Here is a 17,498-nt window from a genome sequence, read left to right as displayed (position 1 = left end):
GATGGCCATGCCGCTCCGCCAGACCGTCCGGGTCGGGACCTATCTCTTCGAACAGAAGCTCCGCAGGCGTGAGAAGTTCCCGCTGATCGTGGAGCTGGAGCCGTTGTTCGCGTGCAATCTGAAGTGCGAGGGCTGCGGGAAGATCCAGCACCCGGCCGGGATCCTCAAACAGCGGATGCCGGTCGCCCAGGCCGTGGGCGCCGTTCTGGAGTCCGGTGCCCCGATGGTCTCGATCGCGGGCGGCGAGCCCTTGATGCACCCTCAGATCGAGGAGATCGTGCGGCAGCTGGTGGCGAGGAAGAAGTACGTCTTCCTCTGCACCAACGCCCTGCTGCTGCGGAAGAAGATGGATCGGTTCACCCCGTCGAGGTACTTCGCCTTCGCCGTCCACATCGACGGGCTGCGCGAGCGGCACGACGAGTCGGTCGCCAAGGAGGGCGTCTTCGACGAGGCGGTGGAGGCGATCAAGGAGGCCAAGCGGCGCGGTTTCCGGGTCACCACCAACTCCACGTTCTTCAACACCGACACCCCGCAGACGGTCGTCGAGGTGCTGAACTTCCTCAACGACGACCTCGAGGTCGACGAGATGATGATCTCTCCCGCGTACGCCTACGAGAAGGCGCCCGACCAGGAGCACTTCCTCGGTGTCGAGCAGACGCGCGAGCTGTTCCGGAAAGCCTTCGCCGACGGCAACCGGCGGCGCTGGCGGCTGAACCACTCCCCGCTCTTCCTGGACTTCCTCGAGGGCAAGGTCGACTTCCCCTGCACGGCCTGGGCGATTCCGAACTACTCGCTGTTCGGGTGGCAGCGCCCCTGCTACCTGATGAGCGACGGTTACGTCCCCACGTACAGGGAGCTCGTCGAGGACACGGACTGGAGCAAGTACGGCCGCGGCAGGGACCCACGCTGCGCCAACTGCATGGCGCACTGCGGCTACGAGCCGACCGCCGTCCTGGCGACCATGGGCTCGCTGAAGGAGTCGTTGCGCGCCGCGCGGGAAACCGTGTCGGGTAGCGGGAGCTGAGCGCAGGCGGCGGCCGGCGGACGCCGACCGCCGCCTGCCGGAGTCCGACGGATCAGAGAGGGGGCACGAGCGTGACGATTCTCGAGCACATCCGGGGGCCGCGCGACCTCACGGCGCTGACGGAAGCAGAGCTCGACGAACTGGCCGAGGAGATCAGGGAGTTCCTCGTCCGGTCCGTGGCCAGGACCGGCGGCCATCTGGGACCCAACCTCGGCGTGGTGGAGCTGACCATCGCCCTGCACCGGGTCTTCGACTCACCGAACGACAAGGTCCTCTGGNCCTCGGCGTGGTGGAGCTGACCATCGCCCTGCACCGGGTCTTCGACTCACCGAACGACAAGGTCCTCTGGGACACCGGGCACCAGAGCTATGTCCACAAGCTGCTGACCGGGCGCCAGGACTTCTCCAAACTGCGCGGCAGGGGCGGCCTGTCCGGCTACCCCTCGCGCGCCGAGTCCGAGCACGACGTCATCGAGAACTCGCACGCCTCGACGGTCCTCGGCTGGGCGGACGGCCTCGCCAAGGCCAACGCACTCCTGGGGAGGGACGACCACGTCGTCGCGGTCACCGGTGACGGGGCCCTGACCGGCGGGATGGCCTGGGAGGCGCTGAACAACATCGCGGACGCCAAGGACCGCCCGCTGGTCATCGTCGTCAACGACAACGAGCGCTCCTACGCCCCGACCATAGGCGGCCTCGCCGGCCATCTGGCGACGCTGCGCACCACCGACGGCTACGAGCGCCTCCTCGCCCGTGGCAAGGACGTCCTGGAGCGCACCCCCGTCGTCGGGAGGCCCCTGTACGAGACCCTGCACGGCGCCAAGAGGGGCCTGAAGGACGTCGTCGCGCCCCAGGGCATGTTCGAGGACCTGGGACTCAAGTACGTCGGTCCCGTCGACGGCCACGACATCGCCGCCGTGGAGTCGGCACTGCGCCGGGCCAAGCGCTTCCACGGGCCGGTGCTCGTCCACTGCCTCACGGAGAAGGGGCGGGGCTACCGCCCGGCGCTCGAGGACGAGGCCGACCGCTTCCACACCGTCGGCGCGATGGACCCGGCGACCTGCCGGCCGCTCGCCCCGGCGGATGCCCCTTCCTGGACCTCGGTGTTCGGGGACGAGCTGGCGGCGATCGGCACGGAGCGGCCCGATGTCGTGGCGATCACCGCGGCGATGCTCCACCCGGTGGGACTGACCGCGTTCGCCGAGCGCTTCCCGGACCGCGTGTGGGACGTGGGCATCGCCGAGCAGCACGCGGCCGTCTCCGCCGCCGGGCTCGCGACCGGCGGGCTGCACCCCGTCGTCGCCGTCTACGCCACCTTCCTCAACCGCGCCTTCGACCAGGTGCTGATGGACGTGGCCCTGCACGGGTGCGGGGTCACGTTCGTCCTGGACCGCGCCGGCGTCACCGGCACCGACGGCCCTTCCCACAACGGGATGTGGGACATGTCGGTGCTCCAGGTCGTCCCCGGACTCCGGATCGCCGCGCCGCGCGACGCCGAGCAACTGCGGGCCCAGCTCCGCGAGGCCGTGGACGTCGCCGACGCGCCCACCGTGCTGCGCTTCCCCAAGGAGTCCGTGGGAGAGCCGCTGCCCGCGCTGGAGCGGGTCGGCGGGATGGACGTGCTGCGCCGCGACGCGGACCCCGAGGTGCTGATCGTCTCGGTCGGGGCGCTGGCTCCGGTCTGTCTGCGGGCGGCCGGACTGCTGGAGGCCCGGGGAGCGCGCTGCACCGTCGTCGACCCGCGCTGGGTCAAACCCGTCGACGAGCAATTGGCCCCCCTGGCCGCGCGGCACCGGATCGTCGCGGTCGTGGAGGACAACAGCCGCGCCGGCGGGGTCGGCTCCGCCGTGGGACAGGCACTGCGCGACGCCGGCGTGGACGTGCCCCTGCGGACCTTCGGCATCCCCGACGAGTTCCTCGCCCACGGCAGGCGGGCCGAGGCGCTGGCCGACATCGGGCTGACCCCGGTCGACATCGCCGGGGCCGTCGCCGCTGCCCTCGCCCGGGGCGGGCAGGCGGAGGCATCCCCGTCCCCGGACGCCCGGACGGCACCCCCGTCCCCGTCGACCCGGCCGGCCGGGTCTTCCCCCGACACCCCGGAGTTCGAGGAGCGCGGCGGATGAGCAAGGAGTTCGACCTCACGAAGCTGCTCGCGGAGCGCGGCGGCGAACGGTACGGGCTGCACAGTCGTTATCTCAACCACCAACTGCCCCGTATGCTCCGCACCATCGGCTTCGACAAGGTGTACGAGCGAGGGGAGGGCGCCCACTTCTGGGACGAGGAGGGCAACGACTACCTCGACATGCTCTCGGGGTTCGGCGTCATGGGCCTCGGCCGGAACCACCCGGTCGTCCGCAAGGCGCTCCACGACGTCCTGGACGCCTCCCTCGCCGATCTGACCCGCTTCGACTGTCCGCCCCTGCCCGGGCTGCTCGCCGAGAAGCTGCTGGCCCACAGCCCCCACCTGGACCGCGCCTTCTTCTGCAACAGCGGTACGGAGGCGGTCGAGACAGCCCTGAAGTTCGCCCGGTACGCGACCGGTCGGCCTCGGATCCTGTACTGCGGCCACGCCTTCCACGGGCTGACGGCCGGCTCGCTGTCGGTCAACGGTGAGGCGGCATTCCGCGACGGTTTCGCCCCCTTGCTCCCGGACACCGCGGTGGAGCTCGGGGACCTGGCGGCTCTGGAGCGGGAACTGGCACGCGGCGACGTGGCCGGGTTCGTCGTGGAGCCGATCCAGGGCAAGGGCGTGCACGAGGCACCGCCGGGGTTTCTGAGCGCCGCGCAGGAACTGCTGCGCCGGCACGGGGCGCTGCTGATCGCCGACGAGGTGCAGACCGGGCTGGGCAGGACCGGGGACTTCTACGCCCACCAGCACGAGGACGGCGTCGAGCCGGACCTGGTCTGCGTCGCCAAGGCCCTGTCGGGCGGCTACGTGCCGGTCGGCGCGACCCTGGGCAAGGACTGGATCTTCAAGAAGGTCTACTCGTCGATGGAACGGGTGTTGGTGCACTCGGCGAGTTTCGGTTCCAACGCCCAGGCCATGGCGGCCGGTCTCGCCGTGCTGTCGGTGATCGAGGACGAGCAGGTCGTCGCGAACGCCAGGGCCACCGGGGACCTGCTGCGGACACGGCTCGCCGCGCTCGTCGGCCGCTACGAACTGCTCCACGAGGTCCGCGGGCGCGGACTGATGATCGGGATCGAGTTCGGCAGACCGTCGTCGCTGAGACTCCGCAGCCGCTGGACGATGCTGCAGGCGGCCCGCAAGGGGCTGTTCGCCCAGATGGTGGTCGTGCCCCTGCTGCAGCGGCACCGCATCCTCACCCAGGTCTCCGGCGACCGGCTGGAAGTGATCAAGCTGATTCCGCCGCTGATCATCGGCGAGCCGGAGGTCGACCGGTTCGTCGAGGCATTCACCGCCGTCATGGACGACGCGCACGGCGGCAGCGGGCTGATGTGGGACTTCGGCAGGACCCTCGTGAAGCAGGCGGTCGCCGGCCGCTGAGCGGCCTGGCCCGGCCGCGGAGGTCGCGGTCCCGGGTGCCGCACGGTCACCGGGCGGCGTGTGCCCGTCCGGCGACTCCCGCCGTGCCGGTGCCCCGGTGCCCCGGTGCGGCTGCGGACCGGACTGCCCGCCGCCGCTCAGGCCGCCCCGTCGACCAGCCGCCCACGGAGGCGTTCCCGCGTCGCGCTCGTGAGGCCGAGGCCGTCCGAGAGATAGCGCTCGGTGCTGCCCCAGACCTCCTCCATGGTCTCGAACGCCGCCGCCAGGTACTCGGCGCGGGCGTCGAACAGCGGGCTCAGCAACTCCATCACCTCGGGTGACATCCCGGCCGGGGAGTTGTCGCTGCGACGCACCTTGTAGCGCCGGTGCGGGTCGTTCGACTTGAGGTAGTCCGCCTCGATGGCGTCCCGCTCGACCCCCACGGCCAGCAACGAGACGGCGATGGACAGACCCGCCCGGTCCTTGCCCGCCGCACAGTGCATCAGCGCCGGCGTGCTGTCCTCGGCCAGCGCGTGCAGGACGCGGCTGTGCTCGGTGGTGCGCTCCTTGATGATCAGGCGGTACGAGGCGATCATCCGTCCGGCCGCCTGGCCGTCGGCGAGGATCGACTTCAGCTGGTCGAGGTCGCCGTCCCGGACCATCCGCCAGAACTCGGCCCCGTCGGCCGGGTCGGACAGCGGGATGTTGACGTTGCGCACCCCGGCGAGTTCGACGTCCGGGCCCTCCAGCCGCTGGTCCGCGGAATTGCGGAAGTCGAAGATCGTGTGGAGCCCGAGCGAGGAGAGGAAGGCCGCGTCGGTGTCCGTCGCGTGCGCGAGATGGCCGCTGCGGAACAGCCGTCCGAACCGAACGCGCCGTCCGTCCACGGTCGGCAGTCCGCCCACGTCCCGGAAGTTGCGCACACCGGACAGTTCGGGTTCGGTCGACGGGGTCTGGGGCAGCTGCTGCGTCACGGGGGCTCCTCCGTGTCTGCGGTCGGCGCTGCTCGCCGACGATGGCGCGGTGCTGACACTACGACATCGATTCCTGAGGCAATTATTTCGACCCGTGCCTGCCGGGCCGTTGCCCCTCGTCGAACTCCCCTCGGTGATGTGCGGGGTTGCTGGAGTCCGAGAGGTCTGGATCGAGGCGGTCGGCGACGGCCGGGTCCGGCTTCTGCCCGGCGCGAGGAGCGGCCACGCACTGTTCCCGACCGACCGGGACGAGCTCCTCCGTCCGCACCGGTGGGCCGCGCACCGAGCCGGCCGAGGCGGTCGCGGAGAACCCGGCGGCGGGCGGCGGCGACGGGTGTGGAGTGTCCGTGGTCGACGGCGCCCGGTTCGGGCGGCGGACGGGCGACCGTGCCGGAGTGGGGCTGGGCCCGACCCCGGGCTGCTTCCCGCGGGTCCGAGGCCGCTCGCCGGGCGGGATCGACCACGGCGATTCACGGATTGCGGGAATGGAATTCCGCCCGGACGAGTGAAAGCTGTTTTTTGTGCCACCCGCACGCTTGAATACATTGCGCCCACAATGGGCCATGTGTCCGAATTGGATATTTTAGGGTGACGCGCCCTGGTTGGGGATGGGGGCGGTGGTCACCCGTGAGCTGAATCATATCCGTGACGTTCCGTGGGGCGTGCGACGGTCCAACTCCCTTGCCTGCGCGGAAAGCGAAGATCCGTAATCCACGGAGCGTGACCGGGAAATGTGGTCTGATGTCCGGCAGATCGATTCCCGGGCGAAATGACGGCTTGTTCGTGCCGACCCGACTCCCTTACGGTCACCGCAATCCGGTCGGAACGCCTAATCCTGCCGCCGTCCGGAATATCGCACCCACCCACATGTGGCAGGAGCGGGGGACCCAGGTACTGCGCCGTTCCGTGACCCCGGACGGCTCGGGGTGAAGCTGCGCCCACGGCGCGGCCGGGCAGCTCCAGCCCGAACCCGACAGCTCACCTCGCAGGCGGCGGAGAGGAATGCGCCATGCCCGGTAAGGGGAAGCACCGCCGTCCGAGGACCAGCCCGTTCAGGCGCGGATTCGTCGCCGCCGGCACGGGCGGAGCCGCCATCGCCATCCCGCTCATCGGTGCCGCCGGCGCGAACGCCGCCGGGCAGTCCGCGCCCGCCGCCGGGCATGCCGCCCCGACCGTGCACAAGGCCGTCGTCCCCCAGGCGCCGCAGGCCGGCAAGGCGGCCAAGGCCTACACCGTAGTGGCGGGTGACCACCTGTCGAAGATCGCCGCCGAGCAGGATGTCGCGGGCGGCTGGAAGAAGCTCTACGCCGACAACCGTGCCGCCGTCGGTGAGAACCCCTCGCTGATCCACCCGGGTCTGAAGCTCAGCCTCCATGCCGGGCCGAAGGCCGCTGCCGGTGCGAAGCCGCAGGTGAAGGCCGAGCGCAAGGCCGACGCCCCGGCGAAGGCCAAGGCCGAAGCCGAGAAGCCGGCCGCCTCCGCCGAGCGCGCCTCCCGCACCGCCGACCGCGGCGCCTCGGCTCCCGCGGCCGCTCCCGTCCAGGCTCCTGCCGCCGCCGTCGCGAACATCCCCTCGGGCTACTTCGCCCCGGTGGTCGGCGGCGTCAGCACCGCCTACAAGACCGCCGGTGCCCTGTGGTCCAGTGGCTACCACACCGGTGTGGACTTCATCGCCCCCACCGGCACGTCCGTGAAGGCGGTCGGCCCCGGTACCGTTGTCTCGGCGGGCTGGAGCGGTGCGTACGGCAACGAGGTCGTCATCAAGCACCACGACGGCACCTACTCGCAGTACGCCCACCTCGCCCGGCTCTCCGTCTCCTCCGGCGAGAGCGTCACGGGCGGCCAGCAGATCGGCCTGTCCGGCTCGACCGGCAACTCCACGGGCCCGCACCTGCACTTCGAGATCCGCACCAGCCCCGGTTACGGGTCGGACATCGACCCGCTGGCCTACCTGCGCCAGCACGGGGTCACGATCTGACGTCGCGTCGGTACCTCACACGGCGTCCCCGTCCGCCGGCCCCGCGCAGGGGGCCGGCGGACGGCTTCGTTCCCGGCCCCGGCCGGTGTCGGTGAGAGGCGGCGGGGTGGGTCCGACGGCTATTCCCGCTTTACCGAAAACTGACCTGGTGGTCTATATCACGCGTCGTCAACCCCTCCCTACGGTGGCGTAGGTCACTTCGAGAGGTGAATGATGGCTCGACGTGGCAGATGATTCGCGATCAAGAGCAAAGGATTCCTTCGGGTCGTACGCGGCGATCGGTGACAGCTTCACCGAGGGCGTCGGAGACCCCGGACCCGACAGCCGGTTCGTCGGCTGGGCGGACCGTCTCGCGGTCCTGCTGGACGACCGTCTACCGGAACACACCTTCCGCTACGCCAATCTCGCCGTACGCGGCAGGCTCCTCGACCAGATCGTCGAGGAGCAGGTCCCGCGCGCCAGGGAACTCGCCCCCGACCTGGTGACGTTCTGCGCCGGAGGGAACGACATCATCCGGCCCGGCAGCGACCCCGACGACGTCGCCGAACGCTTCGAGCGGGCCGTCGCCGACCTCGCCGCCTCCGTGGGTACGGTGATGGTGACGACCGGCTTCGACACCCGCGGGGTGCCCGTGCTCCGCCACCTCCGGGGCAAGATCGCCACGTACACGGCACACGTCCGTGCCATCGCCGACCGCTACGACTGCCCGGTCCTCGACCTCTGGTCGCTCAAGTCCGTGCAGGACAGACGGGCCTGGGATGCCGACCGGCTGCACCTCTCGCCCGAGGGGCACACACGCGTGGCACTGCGCGCGGCGCAGGTGCTCGGTCTGGACGTGCCCGCCGACCCGGACCAGCCGTGGCCGCCGTTGCCGCCGCGCGGCAGCCACGAAGTCCGCCGAGACAACATCCAATGGGCCCGGGAGCACCTCGTGCCCTGGATCGGACGGCGCCTCCGGGGCGAGTCGTCCGGTGATCACGTGGAGCCGAAGCGCCCGGACCTTCTGCCGCTCTGACCGCCCGAGACCTTGTGGAAGGGGCGGCTCAGGGGCCCGCGTCCGGGGCCGACTCCGCGTCCGGGCCTGCGTCCGGGACCCAGTGCGAGCCCGGCACCGCGCCGCGCGGTGCCGGGCTCCGGGCGCTCCCGAAGCCGGGGACGGAGTCCGGGTACCCGGCGGGGACCCGCTCCAGGACCCCGCCCGCGAACACGTCGTACAGCGGGAGCGACTCCAGATGGACATAGCCGATGTGGCAGTCGCACACCGCGAGCGGGCAGGCCCTCGGCCCCAGCGCCGCGCGGTAGGAGCCGTCGTAGAGGTTGCCGAGCGGCGACCGCACGAAGTGGCAGCGCCGCACCGTGCCGTCGCCGTCCACCGAAACGACCGACTCGCCGGTGCGGCACGGTAGACCGGCCGATCGGTGCGGATACCGGCTGTACGGGATGAGGGGGTCGAGCGCCGTCCAGCGGGCGGCCTCCTCGTCCGTGTACGTGTGCCCCTCCGCCGCGTTGACCCACAGATAGACGTGACCCGGGAGTTCCGCCCGCAGCCGGCGCGCGGCCTCCGGATGCTCCTCGAGGCCGACGATCCCGACGCTGAACCTGATGCCGTGCGCCACCAGGTCCCGGCACTTGCCGAGGAAGCGGCCGTACGGCGTCTGGCGAGAACGCCACGATGGTGGAAGTGGTCAACTCCACGCCCGAGCCGGACGGTACGCACAAGACCTACTGGCTGCGGGTGCCGCCCACGGTCCGGACCGCGAAGGAGGGAGTCGCCTGGACCTTCGGGCTGGCGCCGAGACGTACGCTCCGGTGCGTCAGACCTGAGCGGACGCCAGACCCTCGCGACCGATCAGCGCCGAACTGCCGTGCCCCGTACAGGCGTGTGCTCCGGCGACCGCGCCCAGCCGTGCGCAGTCCTCCACCCGACGGCCCGCCAGTCGGCCGTAGAGGAAGCCGGAGACGTACGCGTCGCCCGCGCCGTTGGAGTCCACCACCGGTGCGGGCGGCACCGTCGCCGGTATGGGGCGGGGCGTGCGGCCGCCGTCGCGGGTCATCAGGTACGAGCCTCCGGCCCCGGCCGTGGCCACGACCGCCTCCGCGCGGCCCTCGCGCAGGATCTCCCGCATGACCGAGGCGATCCGCTCACCGGCGCCGGCAGCGCTCAGGAACACCACGTCGGAGCGCAATGCGAACTCCCGGTGGTGGTCGTCCACTCCGTCCCAGTCGTGGAGATCGGTCGACACGGGCACCCCGAGCGCCGAGATGTCGTCGTACAGGAACCGGGCGAAGTTCATGATCGACAGATGGACGTGGCGGGCCCGCCGCAGATGAGGGAGGTAGAAATCGCGCGGCATCCGCAGCTCACCCGAGTCGCGGGCGTCGTAGAACGACATCCTGCGGCCCGTGTCGTCGACCAGGTTCACCGCACGCCGGGTTCCGGTGGGGGAGATCAGATGCTCGAAGTCCACACCGCCGTCGGCCAGCCGCTTCCGCACCTGTCCGCCCGGCAGGTCGTCGCCGATGAAGTCCAGGAAGGTCACACCGAGTCCGAGCGCCCGGCAGCCGAGGGCGACGTTGCCGCCGGTGTGGCCCGCCCACTCCCGGATCGGCGGCACCCCGACGGAGTCAGCCCTGGGCACCGGAAGCGATTCGACCCGCACGACCGTGTCGACCCCGCTGCCACCGACCACGAGTACGTCGAGGGCGGACCGTTCCGTGCTCTGCGCCGACACCGTGTTCCTTTCCGCGCGCCTGCCCGTGCGCTAAGCACTCTGCCGGGTCAACGCCTCGCGGTCGAGACCCAGTTCCCGGGCGAGTGCCTCCTCGACCCACTCGAGCATGGCCGCCCGGCTGAACGAGCCCGCATACGACGTCGTCTGCACCGCGAGGCCGTCGAGCAGTGCCGTCAGTCGCCAGGCCGCCGACGACGGATCCGCGCAGTGGAACTCGCCGGCCGCCACGCCCTGCGCGATGACCGCCGTGAGCTCGGTCTTCCACTGGCGGTCGAGATCGCGCGCCACATCGCGCAGGGCGGGCTCCCGCAGCGCGGCCGCCCAGCCCTCGATCCACAGCCGCCACCCCTTGGCCTGCCCGGTCGGGGCGTACCAGCGGACGGCGGTGCGCAGCCGCCGCACCGCCGAGGTCCGGCGGCCGAGGATCTTGCGCAGATGCGCCAGATCGCCCTCGGCCGCGTGGGCGAAGGCGGCGGCGACAAGTCTTTCCTTCGACGAGAAGTGGTACAGCACCAGGGCGTTGCTCACACCGAGTGCGGAGGCGACATCGGCGATCCGGACGGCGGCCACCCCACGTGCCTCGATCTGCTCCACGGCGGCACGCAGCAGTTCCTCCCGCCGCTCCGCCACGCTCAACCGCACTCTCGCCACCCGGTCACCCTAGTCGCTGCGGGCAGGGTCGAAGGAGGTGGTTTCCCGGGAGGGTTCGAGTCGGTGCTGCGACACCTTCGGAGCCGCTGCGGGCGGCCCGTCCGAAGACGTGCAGGTTTCCGGGATCACCGGGACGTCCACCGCGGCGGAAGGCGGAGCCCGGATCGCGGGACTGCGTGGGAAGGCACGGGAGCTGGGGCGCCATGCCCCGCTGACCGGGGGAGGTACGCACGACGACCGCTTCGCGGGAACCCCGCCGGTCGACGTCCCAGCCATGCGCCCCGGGCCCCTGAAGGACCTGCCGGCGGCGCAACCGGGGCCCTTGACGAGGCCGGAGCCTCCCGGAAGGGGCGGCGCCCCACGGGCGGCAGCCTCGGACGGGGAGGCGAGCCTCGTCGCACGGCACGATCGCCGGGCAAGTGGTCTTGGCTCAGCAGCCCTTCCACCGGTCGTACGGCCCGAAGCGCTCCGCGATCCGCGGGAGTCGGTCGGCCACGATCGCGTGGGCCGCCGCGCGCGGGGTCGTGCCGTCCGCTTCCGCACGTGCGAGCATCCGGTCGACCAGGGCGCACATCGACCGCCGTGTGTGGTCCAACGCCTCGTCCGCGTCCGCGCCGATGTCACCGAAGAGGGTCCACCACCACCAGGCGTTCGTCCCCGAGTTCACGACGACGTCCGGGAGCACGGTGACTCCCCGTGCCCGCAGCAGCTCCTCCGCCTCGGGGAGTACCGGCATGTTGGCCGCCTCCGCGATCCAACGCGCCCGGATCACGGACTGGTTGGCCGAGTCGACGGCGTACGAGACCGCCGCGGGCACCAGGACCTCCGCGTCCGCCGAAAGCCAGGCGTCACCGGGCAGTTCGAGGTCGCCGGGGCGCAGCGCCGCGCGGTCCACCGTTCCGAAGGAGTCCCGCGCGGTGAGCAGCGCTTCCACGTCGAGGCCGCCCGGGTGGGCGATCGTCCCCTTGACGTCGGCCACGGCCACGATCCGCAGACCGGCGCGGGAGAGGAAGCGTGCCGTTGCCCCGCCCATCGTGCCGAAGCCCTGCACCGAGACCCGGGCCCCCTCGTGGGGTACCCCCGCGCGTTCCAGGGCCGTGAGCACGGACTCGGCGACCCCGCAGCCCCCGACCAGCTCGTCGAGCCCGATTCCGTCGACGTCGAGGGCGAACGCGTCGGCCAGCCGCCGGCGCGCCGCCGTCTCGTCGTCGAGCAGCGGATACACGGCCTGCACGGTCGAGACCAGCCCGGCCTCGGTGGCGGCCGCGTCGATGAGGTCCTGGTTGAGTCCGAGGTCCTCGCCGGTGGTCCACATGTGCTCGATGTACGGCCGCATCGCCCGCAGGTAGCGGACCAGCACTCCGTACGCCTCCGGGGACGTCGGGTCGCAGTCGATCCCGCCCTTCGCGCCGCCGAGCGGGACGTACCTGCCCTCCGGGTCGTAGTGGAGGGCCTCCTTCATGGTCATGCCCCGGGCCAGCCCCGCGACCTCGTCCAGGGTGCAGCCCTCGCGCATCCGCAGCCCGCCACTGCACACCCCGCGCACGAGCCGGTCGATCACGAGGTGCCCCCGCCGCCCGGTGACGTGGTCGGTCCAGGTGAGCGAGACAAGCGGGCTGGAGTCGGACACGAAGGCCTCCGGACATGACAACGGACTGAACCGTCGGTCAGTATCCGGACGCCGTCGGTCACCTGTCAACGCGCCTCACCCGAGGCTCCCGCCCCGGCCGCCCCCGCCCCCGGCACCTCGCATCGGTCCTTGAAGCCCTGGCTGGTCAGGCCGAGCGCGGAGTTCATCCGCGACCGCAGGTTCTCCACCGCGACCATCGCCGTGAGCTCCACGTACGCGGCCTCGCCCAGGGCCGCCAGCAGCCGCGCGGCCGACTCGTCGGCGACCACCGGGGGAGTGGCCGACATGGCCTCCGCGTACTCCATCACGTCGCGCTCCAGCGGCGTGTACGCGTCGCTCTCCCGCCACACCGGCACGTCGCGCACCTTGCGGACGTCCATGCCGCGCCGCTCGTTCTCCCAGTACCCGAAGTCCATGCACCAGCTGCAGCCGATCGAGGCGGCCGACGCCATCACGGCCAGCGCCTTGAGATCGGCGTCCAGCCGGTCCCACTTCGCGACCGCGAGCTCGAACCGCAGGTCGGAGCGGAGCACCTTCGGATTGTGGCCGAGTGCTTTCGCGGGGTCGAGGATCTTCCCGTACGTCCGCCTGGAGTACCACTCCATCGCGCGGTAGAAGAGCGTGCGGGGCGGGGAGAGGGAGATGCGGGCCATGGCGGGCTCCTCGGTCGTAGGTCCGTGCTTCACCCCTACGACGGACGGGGTGGTGCCGGATGTGACACACGCCCATCGCGGCCCCGGCATTTTTCCCCGGCCTCGGACGTTTCCTCTGCCGAGGACGCCCGCCGTCCCGTTCCACGGACCCCGGCGTCCGGGCGAACATCCACCGATAATGGAACGAACCGAAGACCTCAGGAGGTCCCGTGACCGGCGCAGGTTCCCCGCACCCGCTGCGCTCCCGGCTGCGTTCGCTGCGGCCCGTCGCCTTCGGGGCCGACCCCGCCGGAGAGCGGATGGAGCGTATCCGCCGCTCGCCCCATTTCGCCGACGGCGTGTTCCAGAACCCCCTGGGAGCCCGGACCAGACCGTCCGGATCGACACTCGAGTTCGCGAAGGTCTTCTTCCGGAAAGAGGCCCGGAGGCGCCGCGGCCCGGCCGGCCCGATCCCCCTGCATCCGACCACACTCGAGGACCTCGCGCAGCCCCCCGTCTCCGGGCTGCGGCTCACCTGGATGGGCCACTCCAGCGTGCTGGCCGAGATCGACGGCAAGCGGGTGCTCTTCGACCCGGTCTGGGGCCGGCGCTGCTCACCGTTCGCGTTCGCCGGGCCGAAGCGGCTCCACGCCGTGCCGCTGCCGCTGGCCGCGCTCGGCCCGGTCGACGTGGTCGTCATCTCCCACGACCACTACGACCACCTCGACCTGCCTGCGATCCGCGCCCTGACCTCGACGGACACGCTCTTCGCGGTGCCGCTGGGCGTGGGGGCGCACCTGGAGCGCTGGGGTGTCGCCGAGAGCCGCCTGCGGGAACTGGACTGGCACGAGTCGACGCAGGTGGACGGCCTGCGGCTGACCGCCACTCCGGCCCGCCACTTCTGCGGCCGCGGGCTGCGCAACCAGCAGCACACGCTCTGGGCGTCCTGGGCCGTCGAAGGACCGTCCGGTCACCGGATCTACCACAGCGGTGACACGGGGTATTTCCCCGGCTTCCGGGACATCGGTCGGGAGCACGGTCCGTTCGACGCGACCATGATCCAGATCGGTGCTTACAGCGAGTACTGGCCCAAGAACCACACGGACTATACGCCGATGCCGGGGGCCTGGCCAGACATTCACATGTCGCCCGCGAAGGGGGTACAAGCACACCTTGACCTGCAGGGAGGTGCTCCGGCCGGTGTGATGCTGCCGATCCACTGGGGCACGTTCAACCTGGCTCCGCATGCGTGGGCGGAGCCGGGGGAGTGGACGAAGGACGCGGCGGAGGAGGTCGGGCAGGCGGTGGCGTTTCCTCGTCCTGGTGAGCCGTTCGAGCCGGCGGGGAAGCTGCCTGCGGAGGCGTGGTGGCGTGGGGTGTCTCAGCCGATCGCTCATCCGTGGCGCCGGCCGAAGCCGGAGCGGGCTCCTGTCGAGGCGTCCGAGCGTGATCTCGATCTGGCTGGTGATCGGTGACGTCGGGCGAGGATGAGCTGGGCAGGGTCGTGGCCCTGCTGGCTCGTCTCTCGGGCGAGGAGCGTGATCGGGTGCTGCGTACTGTGGACGGTCCGTCCCGGCCGCAGCCTTCGGTGAGTGCCCCACGGTTCGTACCGCTGCCGACCGGGGCGGGTTCGTCCTCGGTTGTTGTCCGAACGCGCGTCGTGGGTGCCTGAGACGTCATCTCATTTGGCAGGGTCGGTCGGCGGCGGACTCTGGTGGGGATCGTTGAACGGCTGGTGCCGGACGAGCTGTGGGAGCTGTTCCAGCGAGTGGTGCCGGAGGCTCCATCGCGACCTCAGGGTGGTGGCCGGCGCCGGAACGGTGACAGGGAGGTGCTGGCCGCGATCGTGTTCGTGGCCACGTCCGGCTGCACGTGGCAGCAGTTGCCGTCCGCGTCGTTCGGGTCCTCGGGAGCGCCAGCCCACCGGCGCTTCTCCGAGGGGACGAAGGCCAGAGGGGGGACAAGCTCTACCGCCTGGTCCTCGACGAGCTCAGGGCCCGAGGCGAGGTGGACTGGTCCCGCTGCGCGATCGACTCGGTGAACACGCGGGCCTTGAAAAGGGGGACCTGACAGGTCCGAATCCTGTGGACCGGGGCAAGTACGGCTCGAAGATTCACTTGATTACCGAGCGGACGGGTCTGCCCATCTCTCTGTTGCGATCTCGGCGGCGAACCTGCACGACAACCAGGTCCTGGAGCCGGTGGAACTCGCACAGGACGAGTTCCAGGTTGGGGACCTGGACCTTGCCGGCGAGCGGTGGCGGCGGACGAGGAACTGGAGTAGGTCGCTCGCCTCTGGGGCAGTCTGAATCTCCTAACGATCTCGTGCACGGTAAGCGATGAGACGTCGAGGGCTCCGGCAGGCCTGGTGCTGACCTCTGCCGTCGTGGGTTCAGGTCCGCGGTCTGCTGATGTGACAGCAGGCCGGCGACGGCCTGGACGGTGTCACTGATGTGCTCGCGGCGGCCGAGGTGGCGGGCCAGTGCCCGCCAGTTCTTCAGATGGGCGATGCCGTGCTCGACCCGGATACGGCGTGAGGAGTGTGCCTTGCGCTGGCGCTCGTACATCTCCTCGTACCAGTCCGGGGCGTTCTTCTTGAACTTGCGGTGCGGTGGTGTGACCACGCGCCCGCCGGTCTGGGCGCCGAGACCCTGGTAGCCCGCATCGGCAAGAATCTCGACTACGGGGCCGCCGTCCAGGAGCTCGACCAGCCCTGACTGACGGGCGTGGGTGATGTCCGCACAGCTGCCGGGCTCGGTCGGGCTGCACCACAGCACGCGGCCCTCGCCGTCCGTGACCACCATGGACGTGGCGGCGTTCTGCTTGTTCTTCCCGGAGATGAAGGTGTCCCGGTCCTTGCGTCCGGCTGCCGGACGTCGGACCCGGATCTCGGCGCCGTCGATGATTCCGGTCTGTTCGCCGGCGCCGAGGTGGTCGACGACCTCGGCCAGGGTCCGCAGCCGGACGCCGGGGCCGATCGTGCACCCCCGCTCGGCGAGCAGAGGCCGCACCTCGCCGATGACCCGGGTGATGGTGGAGCGGTCCACGCCGAACCAGCAGGCCGGCACGTCATGGGTGACCCCGTGACGGAGATGGACGAGCGTGGCCAGGAGCCGGTCGACGAACACCAGCCGGTGCTTCGCGCCGGCTCCCCCACGCCGCTGCCGCGGCCGGGAGGCCGGCTCTGCCTGTTGACGCTCATGCCATAACGAGCTCAGCCCCGCGACGAGTTCAGCGATCACACCGGCCGACAGGCCCGTGATCCGACGGCTGCTAACGATCGCTGCACGAGTCACGGTCCCCACCACCCCACCATGATCGACCATCCGTGCCCGACGTCTCATCGCTTACCGTGCACGAGCTCGTTAAGCTGCCGTTCGGGCGGCGAGGAGGCATGTGATGGACACGGCGGAGCGGTACCGGAGGTTCGCGGCGATGGAGGCGCGGGGGCATTCCCCGACGTACGAGCGGCTGACCGACGCGATCGCCGGTGCTCCGGACCTGCTGGTGCTGATCGACCAACTGCCGCCTGCCAGGAGGCAGCCCAATCTGTTGCTGGCCGCGGTGCGTTTTCTGGGTGGGCCGGTCGATGACCCAGCCGCCTTCCGGGCGTGGGTCCTCGCCCACTGGGACCGGGTGCGCGCCACGATGCTGGAGCGGCGGACCCAGACCAACGAGCCGGGCCGGTGTTCCGTCCTGCTTCCCGTGCTCGCCCGGCTGCCCGGGCCGCTCGCGCTCATCGAGGTCGGCGCCTCGGCAGGGCTCTGCCTCTACCCCGACCGCTACCACTACCGCTACGACGGCGGCGCCGAGTTCGGCCCCTCGGGCAGCGCGGTCGTCCTGGACTGCGACACCACCGGCGCCGCTCCGCTGCCAGACCGGCTGCCGGAGGTCGTGTGGCGGGCGGGCGTCGACCTCAACCCGCTCGACGTGGCCGACCCCCAGGACGCGCGCTGGCTGGAGTGCCTGGTCTGGCCCGAGCAGCACCAGCGCCTGGGCCGGCTCCGGGACGCCATGCGGATCGCGCGTGCCGAGCCCCCGACGCTGGTCCGCGGCGACCTCAACGAGACCATCCGCGACCTGGTCGCCGCCGCCCCTGCGGGAGCCACACCCGTCGTCCTCCACAGCGCGGTCCTCGCTTACCTGCCGGACGGGGAGCGCGAGGCCTTCGCCGCCACCATGCGGGAGCTCGGCTGTCCCTGGATCTCCAACGAGGCCCCGGGCATCCTCCCCGCCGTGGACCGCCGACTGCCGCCAGGACCTCGGCCCGACCGCCTGCTGTTCACCCTCGCGCTGAACGAGCGGCCGCTCGCCCGCACCGGGCCGCACGGTCAGTACCTGGAGTGGCTGCCCGCCGCGGCCGCCTCGTAGGGGCGGTCCTGAGGACCGCCCCGT

Annotated in this window: 11 protein-coding genes, 5 pseudogenes and 1 riboswitch; of the genes and pseudogenes, 9 read left to right on the top strand and 7 right to left on the bottom strand. The window is 71.2% G+C overall.

Features of this window, described 5'->3' with window-relative positions; translation table 11 throughout:
• Position 1 precedes the first annotated feature (1 nt).
• The 3 genes and pseudogenes from hpnH to QMZ92_RS14605 all read left to right on the top strand — a co-directional run bounded on the left by hpnH (position 2) and on the right by QMZ92_RS14605 (position 4,528).
• Positions 2-1,024, top strand: a complete 1,023-nt coding sequence (hpnH, locus tag QMZ92_RS14615; protein ID WP_283297799.1) for an adenosyl-hopene transferase HpnH — start codon at positions 2-4, stop codon at positions 1,022-1,024.
• A gap of 71 nt (positions 1,025-1,095) precedes the next feature.
• A pseudogene (gene dxs, locus QMZ92_RS14610) lies at positions 1,096-3,146 on the top strand (1-deoxy-D-xylulose-5-phosphate synthase).
• Positions 3,143-4,528: an aspartate aminotransferase family protein gene (locus tag QMZ92_RS14605; RefSeq protein WP_283297798.1), complete on the top strand. Its 1,386-nt coding sequence runs from the start codon at positions 3,143-3,145 to the stop codon at positions 4,526-4,528. Before dxs ends, QMZ92_RS14605 begins: the two are co-directional and overlap by 4 nt.
• A 137-nt stretch (positions 4,529-4,665) precedes the next feature.
• Here the strand turns inward: QMZ92_RS14605 and QMZ92_RS14600 are convergent, their stop codons facing one another.
• A complete protein-coding gene (locus QMZ92_RS14600) occupies positions 4,666-5,481 on the bottom strand; it encodes a tyrosine-protein phosphatase (RefSeq protein WP_283297797.1) in 816 nt (271 codons plus the stop codon).
• A gap of 844 nt (positions 5,482-6,325) precedes the next feature.
• Positions 6,326-6,486, top strand: a riboswitch (cyclic di-AMP (ydaO/yuaA leader).
• A gap of 4 nt (positions 6,487-6,490) precedes the next feature.
• Here QMZ92_RS14600 and QMZ92_RS14595 point away from each other — a divergent pair.
• Both QMZ92_RS14595 and QMZ92_RS14590 read left to right on the top strand, forming a co-directional pair.
• Positions 6,491-7,459 (top strand): M23 family metallopeptidase, encoded by a 969-nt coding sequence (locus QMZ92_RS14595; RefSeq protein ID WP_283297796.1) that lies wholly within the window; start codon positions 6,491-6,493, stop codon positions 7,457-7,459.
• Positions 7,460-7,682: 223 nt separating this feature from the next.
• Positions 7,683-8,474, top strand: a complete 792-nt coding sequence (locus tag QMZ92_RS14590; RefSeq protein ID WP_283297795.1) for an SGNH/GDSL hydrolase family protein — start codon at positions 7,683-7,685, stop codon at positions 8,472-8,474.
• A gap of 28 nt (positions 8,475-8,502) precedes the next feature.
• On the opposite strand, the pseudogene QMZ92_RS14585 reads toward QMZ92_RS14590, so the two are convergent.
• Positions 8,503-9,117 (bottom strand): annotated as a pseudogene (locus QMZ92_RS14585) (STM4011 family radical SAM protein); the annotation flags it as partial.
• Positions 9,118-9,125: 8 nt separating this feature from the next.
• Here QMZ92_RS14585 and QMZ92_RS36025 point away from each other — a divergent pair.
• Positions 9,126-9,283 (top strand): annotated as a pseudogene (locus QMZ92_RS36025) (DUF6745 domain-containing protein); the annotation flags it as partial.
• On the opposite strand, the gene QMZ92_RS14580 reads toward QMZ92_RS36025, so the two are convergent.
• The 4 genes from QMZ92_RS14580 to QMZ92_RS14565 all read right to left on the bottom strand — a co-directional run bounded on the left by QMZ92_RS14580 (position 9,274) and on the right by QMZ92_RS14565 (position 13,125).
• Positions 9,274-10,191: a carbohydrate kinase family protein gene (locus QMZ92_RS14580; protein WP_283297794.1), complete on the bottom strand. Its 918-nt coding sequence runs from the start codon at positions 10,189-10,191 to the stop codon at positions 9,274-9,276. The pseudogene QMZ92_RS36025 and the gene QMZ92_RS14580 overlap by 10 nt on opposite strands.
• Positions 10,192-10,221: 30 nt before the next feature.
• Positions 10,222-10,842: a TetR/AcrR family transcriptional regulator gene (locus QMZ92_RS14575; protein ID WP_283297793.1), complete on the bottom strand. Its 621-nt coding sequence runs from the start codon at positions 10,840-10,842 to the stop codon at positions 10,222-10,224.
• Between the two features lie 430 nt (positions 10,843-11,272).
• On the bottom strand, positions 11,273-12,472 hold the full coding sequence (locus tag QMZ92_RS14570; RefSeq protein WP_283297792.1) for a Glu/Leu/Phe/Val dehydrogenase dimerization domain-containing protein: 1,200 nt from the start codon (positions 12,470-12,472) through the stop codon (positions 11,273-11,275).
• A 65-nt stretch (positions 12,473-12,537) separates the two neighbouring features.
• Positions 12,538-13,125, bottom strand: coding sequence for a carboxymuconolactone decarboxylase family protein (locus QMZ92_RS14565; protein WP_283297791.1), 588 nt, complete (start codon positions 13,123-13,125; stop codon positions 12,538-12,540).
• 209 nt (positions 13,126-13,334) lie between these two features.
• Between QMZ92_RS14565 and QMZ92_RS14560 the strand changes: the two genes are divergently transcribed.
• Both QMZ92_RS14560 and QMZ92_RS14555 read left to right on the top strand, forming a co-directional pair.
• A complete protein-coding gene (locus QMZ92_RS14560; RefSeq protein WP_283297790.1) occupies positions 13,335-14,579 on the top strand; it encodes an MBL fold metallo-hydrolase in 1,245 nt (414 codons plus the stop codon).
• 236 nt (positions 14,580-14,815) lie between these two features.
• A pseudogene (locus tag QMZ92_RS14555) lies at positions 14,816-15,307 on the top strand (transposase); the annotation flags it as partial.
• Between the two features lie 228 nt (positions 15,308-15,535).
• On the opposite strand, the pseudogene QMZ92_RS14550 reads toward QMZ92_RS14555, so the two are convergent.
• Positions 15,536-16,429 (bottom strand): annotated as a pseudogene (locus QMZ92_RS14550) (transposase); the annotation flags it as partial.
• Between the two features lie 73 nt (positions 16,430-16,502).
• Here QMZ92_RS14550 and QMZ92_RS14545 point away from each other — a divergent pair.
• Positions 16,503-17,474 carry a DUF2332 domain-containing protein gene (locus QMZ92_RS14545; protein ID WP_283297789.1) on the top strand — a complete coding sequence of 324 codons (972 nt, stop codon included), beginning with the start codon at positions 16,503-16,505 and terminating at the stop codon, positions 17,472-17,474.
• Positions 17,475-17,498 lie beyond the last annotated feature (24 nt).

It is taken from the genome of Streptomyces sp. HNM0645 (genome assembly GCF_030056615.1).
GTDB classification, from domain to species: Bacteria; Actinomycetota; Actinomycetes; order Streptomycetales; family Streptomycetaceae; genus Streptomyces; species Streptomyces marianii.
The sequence above is the reverse complement of the archived record's forward strand: the minus strand, read 5'-3'. Positions and strand labels throughout refer to the sequence as shown.